The organism is Streptomyces sp. NTH33 (assembly GCF_003236365.1).
In the GTDB taxonomy this organism is placed as follows: domain Bacteria; phylum Actinomycetota; class Actinomycetes; order Streptomycetales; family Streptomycetaceae; genus Streptomyces.
The window spans coordinates 1-6,165 of the sequence record NZ_POTZ01000411.1 but is presented as its reverse complement, the minus strand read 5'-3'; the positions used below and the strand labels follow the sequence as shown (position 1 = coordinate 6,165).

The 6,165-nt window shown below is 69.6% G+C and carries 5 protein-coding genes; all 5 read right to left on the bottom strand.

Annotated elements, in window-relative coordinates; all coding sequences use genetic code 11:
- On the bottom strand, positions 1 to 481 hold a 481-nt coding region (locus C1I97_RS28940; RefSeq protein WP_111006079.1), incomplete at its 3' end, for a DUF721 domain-containing protein.
- Entirely contained in the window at positions 478 to 1,599 is a 1,122-nt protein-coding gene (gene recF, locus C1I97_RS28935; RefSeq protein WP_111006078.1) for a DNA replication/repair protein RecF, read from the bottom strand. The genes recF and C1I97_RS28940, both read right to left, overlap by 4 nt.
- 63 nt (positions 1,600 to 1,662) lie before the next feature.
- A complete protein-coding gene (gene gnd / locus C1I97_RS28930; RefSeq protein ID WP_111006077.1) occupies positions 1,663 to 2,541 on the bottom strand; it encodes a phosphogluconate dehydrogenase (NAD(+)-dependent, decarboxylating) in 879 nt (292 codons plus the stop codon).
- A 173-nt stretch (positions 2,542 to 2,714) separates the two neighbouring features.
- Complete coding sequence (dnaN, locus tag C1I97_RS28925) at positions 2,715 to 3,845, bottom strand: DNA polymerase III subunit beta (protein ID WP_111006076.1); 1,131 nt, start codon at positions 3,843 to 3,845, stop codon at positions 2,715 to 2,717.
- Between the two features lie 1,032 nt (positions 3,846 to 4,877).
- Positions 4,878 to 6,165: chromosomal replication initiator protein DnaA (dnaA, locus tag C1I97_RS28915; RefSeq protein WP_111006075.1), on the bottom strand; the 1,288-nt coding region annotated here is incomplete at its 5' end.

Sequence of the window (6,165 nt, the reverse complement as noted above, 5' to 3'; positions counted from 1 at the left end):
CACCAGGCCCGAAAACCCTGATCACCCCCACCGCGCCATGCCCGAGATCCTCATTCAGCCGGGCCACCAGCGTCGGAGCCAGCAGACGCAGATTCGTCGCCCACGCGGTCGAATCACAGCGCACCGTCAGCACCCGCTCGACCTCGTCGTACTTCTCCGGCACACAGTGCTTGGCCACATCCGGACCCACGATCTGCGGCCAGCGCCCCATCACACCGCCCACCGCGGCCGGCGCCTCCCAGCCCCGCTCCGTGATCAACCGGTTGATCGCCGCACCCAGCGCCATCGGATCACGGCCGTCGGCGCGCGCGCCGGAGCGCAGACCACCACGCCGCGCCTGCTTCCTCTGCTGCGCCGCATCCCCACGCGCGCGTGCCGCCTCCCTCGCCGCACGCAGCGCCACACGCGCGAGGTCCACACCGGACGGCTCGGCCGCCTTCCCCGGACCGCCGCCGGGAACAGGATCCTGCCCGGCGCTCATACGCGCTCCACCGCCCCGTCCGACACCACGAACCGCGTCCCCGCCAGCACGTGCGGCACGTCGTCGTCCACCGCGGCCGTCACCAGAACCTGCTCACCGGGCGCGACCAGCTCGGCCAGCCGCTCACGGCGCCGCGTGTCCAACTCGGCGAAGACGTCGTCGAGGATCAGCACCGGCTCATTGCCCTCCGCCCGCAACAGGTCGTACGACGCCAGACGCAACGCCAGCGCATACGACCAGGACTCCCCGTGGGAGGCGTACCCCTTGGCCGGCAGCCGGCCGAGCTTGAGCACCACATCGTCCCGATGCGGCCCCACGAGCGTCACACCCCGCTCGATCTCCTGCTTGCGGACCTCGGCGAGCGCGGCCATCAGCTGCCCGAAGAGCTCCTCACGCGCACGTGCCCCACCGGGCGCGGACGGCCTGTACTCCAGCGCCAGCGGACCACCCTCCGGAGCCAGCTGCTCATACGCCTTGTCGGCCAGCGGCTGCAACGCGGCCACCAGGTCCAGGCGCTGGGCCAGCAGCTCCGCACCCGCGCGCGCGAGATGCTGGTCCCACACGTCCAGCGTGGACAGATCCATCGAGCGGCCACCGTGCCGACGCGCCAGCGCCGCCGACTTCAGCAACGTGTTGCGCTGCTTGAGCACCCGCTCGTAGTCCGAACGCACCCCCGCCATCCGCGGGGAACGCGCGGTGACCAGCTCGTCCAGGAAACGCCGCCGCTCCCCCGGATCACCCTTGACCAGAGCCAGGTCCTCCGGCGCGAACAGCACGGTCCGTACGATCCCCAGCACATCCCGCGGCCTGACCTGCGAGGACCGGTTGACACGGGCCCGGTTGGCCCGGCCGGGATTCAGCTCCAGCTCGACCAGCTGCTGCCGCTCACCCTGCCTGACCTGCGCCCGGATCACCGCCCGCTCGGCACCCATACGCACCAACGGCGCGTCGGAGGCGACGCGGTGACTGCCGAGCGTGGCGAGGTAACCGATCGCCTCCACGAGGTTCGTCTTGCCCTGGCCGTTCGGACCGACGAACGCCGTGACACCCGGGTCGAGCGGCACCTCGGCCCGGGCGTACGAACGGAAGTCGGCCAGCGACAGATGCGTGACGTGCATGGTCGTACGCCGACCTCCCCCGGCGTCATGGACCACTCGGTGGCCCCGTGGACTGCTTCTTCCCTACTGCTTCTTCTCTACGGCATGGCCGCCGAACTGGTTGCGCAGCGCGGCGATCATCTTCATCTGCGGCGAGTCCTCCTGACGTGAGGAGAACCGCGCGAACAGCGAAGCCGTGATCGCCGGCAGCGGCACGGCGTTGTCGATGGCGGCCTCCACGGTCCACCGGCCCTCACCGGAGTCCTGCGCGTACCCCTTCAGCTGCTGCAGATGCTCGTCCCCGTCGAGGGCATTCACAGCGAGGTCGAGCAGCCAGGAGCGGATGACGGTGCCCTCCTGCCAGGAGCGGAAGACCTCGCGGACGTTGTCCACGGAGTCGACCTTCTCCAGCAGCTCCCAGCCCTCGGCGTAGGCCTGCATCATCGCGTACTCGATGCCGTTGTGGACCATCTTCGCGAAGTGACCCGCGCCCACCCTGCCGGCGTGCACCGAACCGAAGTCGCCCTCCGGCTTGAGCGCGTCGAAGACCGGCTGCACCTTGGCGACGTGCTCCGCGTCACCGCCGTACATCAGCGCATAGCCGTTCTCCAGACCCCACACACCGCCCGAGACGCCGCAGTCGACGAAGCCGATGCCCTTGGCGGCCAGCTCCTTCGCGTGCCTCTCGTCGTCCGTCCAGCGGGAGTTCCCGCCGTCCACGACCACGTCGCCGGGCTCCAGCAGCTCGGCGAGCGCGTCGATCGTGGCCTGGGTGGGCTCACCGGCCGGGACCATCACCCAGACCACGCGCGGGCCCTGAAGCTTGCCCACAAGCTCCTGAAGACTGTGGACATCCGCGAGGTCGGGGTTGCGGTCGTATCCGACGACGGTGTGGCCCGCGCGGCGTATCCGCTCACGCATGTTGCCGCCCATCCTGCCGAGGCCGACGAGACCGAGCTCCATCAGTTGCGTTCCTTAGGTTGCACGACGTGGCATTCCGGCACTTCCGTACCTGCGTCCGAGCCTAAACCCGGACGCTCGCGCACGTCCGTGGGCATACGCGCTCATACGTATCCCCACACCTGAGGCCCGCCACCTGCGGAAACCCGCTCGGCCCGCCGAACCGGCCCGGCCGATCAGCCGCTGAGCCGCACCGGCATGATCAGGTACTTGTAGGCCTCGTCCGCCTCGGCGTCCACCGCCGGCCTGCCGCTGAGCAGCGCGGGCTTGGTGGACGTCGTGAAGGACAGCTGCGCCACCGGGGAGTCGATGGCGCTCAGGCCGTCCAGCAGGAACGTCGGGTTGAAGGCGATGGAGATGTCGTCGCCGTCCAGCTGCGCGTCCACCCTTTCCACAGCCTGTGCGTCGTCGCTGGAGCCGGCCTCCAGGATCAGCACGCCCTGCTCGAAGCTCAGCCGCACCGGGGTGTTGCGCTCGGCAACCAGGGCCACACGCTTGACGGCCTCCACGAAGGGGGCGGTCTCGATGACGGCGACCGAGTTGAACTCCGTCGGGAACAGCGTGCGGTACTTCGGGAGGTCGCCCTCCAGCAGACGCGTGGTCGTACGCCGCCCGGCACCCTCGAAACCGATCAGACCCTCACCCGCACCGGAGCCGGACAGCGCCAGGGTCACGCTGTCGCCGCTGGTCAGCGCCTTGGCGGTGTCCAGCAGGGTCTTGGCGGGCACCAGGGCGACCGCGGAGGCGTCCGGGTTCTCCGGCTTCCACAGGAACTCGCGGACCGCGAAGCGGTAGCGGTCGGTGGAGGCCAGTGTGACCGTGTCGCCCTCGATCTCGATGCGGACACCGGTCAGGACGGGCAGCGTGTCGTCGCGGCCCGCCGCGATGGCGACCTGCTGCACGGCGGAGGCGAAGACCTCGCCGGGGACCGTGCCCGTCGCGCTCGGCATCTGCGGGAGCGCCGGGTACTCCTCCACAGGCAGTGTGTGGAGTGTGAAGCGGGACGAGCCGCAGACCACCGTGGCCCGTACCCCGTCCGTGGAGATCTCCACCGGCCGGTTGGGCAGGGCGCGGGAGATGTCGGCGAGCAGGCGGCCGGAGACCAGGACCGTGCCCTCCTCCTCGACCTCGGCCTCCACCGACACACGCGCGGAGACCTCGTAGTCGAAGCTGGACAGGCTCAGCTGGCCGTCCTCCGCCTTCAGCAGCAGGCCGGCGAGAACAGGCGCCGGCGGACGGGCCGGGAGGCTGCGTGCCGCCCAGGCCACTGCCTCCGCGAGTACGTCGCGTTCCACCCGGATCTTCACGGTAAGCCGCCTCCTGCTGTTGCTGCTGAGTCGCTGCTGAGTCCTCCGACTCGGTGTCACCGCCCACTGCGACGGGAAGGACACCGGGGACCAGTCTGACGCACGGCACTGACAGTAGGTGCCTGTCGGGGTCAAGTCGCTCCGAGAGGCGGTCGGGCCCGGAGGGCGAGTTGTGCACAGGTCCCGCTTCGAAACGAATTCCGCGCTCTCTCTAGTCGGGAGTAGTAGTAGGGGGTGTGGATACCGTGGATAACCGCGTTTGCCCAGCTCAGCGCGGATATTTTGTCCACGGGCCCTGTGGACGGCAGCGGTGGACAACTCGGGGGTTCTGTGGAGAACGGGAAGTTCTGCACACCCCGCCCACAGGTCGGGGTCAGTTCTCCCCAGCTGCGTCCCCAGTTTTCGTCGTGTTTCCCACACCCTGGTCCGGCACCTCGGTGTGACGGCTTTCACTCGACGCGGTGAGCGGCCGTCTCGGGTTGCCGAACAGTGGACAGGACTGTGGAGAAGCCACCGATGACTGGGGACAATGCGGCTCAGCCTGTGGGTTGCCGGTGGACAACGCGGCGCGGGGACTGTGGATCTCCGCTTCGTCCACAGTCTGTGGAGATCGTTTGTCCACGGATCCACAGGCCGGTGAGCTGGGCCGACGGCTTGCCGACAGCGCGACCTGTGGATGCCGTCTGGACAACTCGGCGGTCCCCAGGGTGTGGACGGGAAAAAGTTCCGGAATCTGTGGAGGAGGGCCGTAACCCGGGGCGGATTCGAACAGTGGGGTGGTCCCGGGCCTGCCTGGACGGTGCGAGGGAGCTTCGGCGTGGTCTCCGCCGGCTTCGTCCGCTCCGTTGCTCTGATCGCGCTCTGATCGGGCTCTGGCCCGGCGCAGCACGACGGAAGGGCACGCCGGGAGGCCCGGGTGCGACGGCAGGCCCAGGCACGCCGGGAGGCCCGGGTATGGAACGGCAGGCCCGGGTATGACGAGGGGGCGCCCCGGGATTACCGGGGCGCCCCCTCGTGCCGTACTGCCGCTTCTCAGCCGTTCTTGATGCGGTTGGTCAGCTCCGTGACCTGGTTGTAGATGGAGCGCCGCTCGGCCATCAGCGCGCGGATCTTGCGGTCGGCGTGCATGACGGTGGTGTGGTCACGGCCGCCGAACTGCGCGCCGATCTTCGGCAGCGACAGGTCGGTCAGCTCGCGGCACAGGTACATGGCGATCTGCCGGGCGGTCACCAGGGCGCGGCCGCGCGAGGTGCCGCACAGGTCCTCGACCGTGAGACCGAAGTAGTCGGCCGTGGCCGCCATGATGGCCGTCGCCGTGATCTCCGGGGCGGTGTCCTCGCCGCCGGGGATGAGGTCCTTGAGGACGATCTCGGTCAGGCCCAGGTCCACCGGCTGCCGGTTGAGCGAGGCGAACGCGGTCACGCGGATCAGCGCGCCCTCCAGTTCGCGGATGTTGCGCGAGATCCGGGAGGCGATGAACTCCAGCACCTCCGGCGGGGCGTTCAGCTGTTCCTGTACCGCCTTCTTGCGCAGGATGGCGATGCGCGTCTCCAGCTCGGGTGGCTGGACGTCGGTGATCAGGCCCCACTCGAACCGGTTGCGCAGCCGGTCCTCCAGGGTGACCAGCTGCTTGGGCGGCCGGTCGCTGGAGAGCACGATCTGCTTGTTGGCGTTGTGGAGGGTGTTGAAGGTGTGGAAGAACTCCTCCTGCGTCGACTCCTTGTCCGCGAGGAACTGGATGTCGTCGACGAGCAGGATGTCCATCTCGCGGTAGCGCTTGCGGAAGCTGTCGCCCTTGCCGTCGCGGATGGAGTTGATGAACTCGTTGGTGAATTCCTCGGAGCTGACGTACCGCACGCGCGTGCCCGGGTACAGGCTGCGCGCGTAGTGTCCGATCGCGTGCAGCAGGTGCGTCTTGCCGAGCCCGGACTCCCCGTAGATGAACAGCGGGTTGTAGGCCTTGGCCGGCGCTTCGGCGACGGCGACCGCGGCGGCGTGTGCGAAGCGGTTGGAGGCGCCGATGACGAACGTGTCGAAGAGGTACTTCGGGTTCAGGCGCGCGGTCGGTTCGCCGGGTCCGGTCGCCGGTGCGGGCTGTGCGGCGAGTGGGCCGGGGGCGCCGGTGGTGGGCAGGTTCGGGCCCATGGGACCGCCGCGGTGCACCTGGCCGTGGCCGGCCGGCGGCTCGGGCAGTTCGCGGCGGCCGGCGTCGCGCTGGTCGTAGTCGCGCTGGTCGTAGTCGGGGCGGGACGGGTCGTACGGCGGGCGGTCCATCGGCTGCGGGCGGTAGTCCTGGGCCGGTACCGACGGAGGGTAGGGG

Excerpts from the sequence above, each read along its gene's own strand:
- recF (WP_111006078.1), bottom strand. The coding sequence starts at position 1,599 with ATGCACGTCACGCATCTGTCGCTGGCCGACTTCCGTTCGTACGCCCGG.
- gnd (WP_111006077.1), bottom strand. The coding sequence starts at position 2,541 with ATGGAGCTCGGTCTCGTCGGCCTCGGCAGGATGGGCGGCAACATGCGT.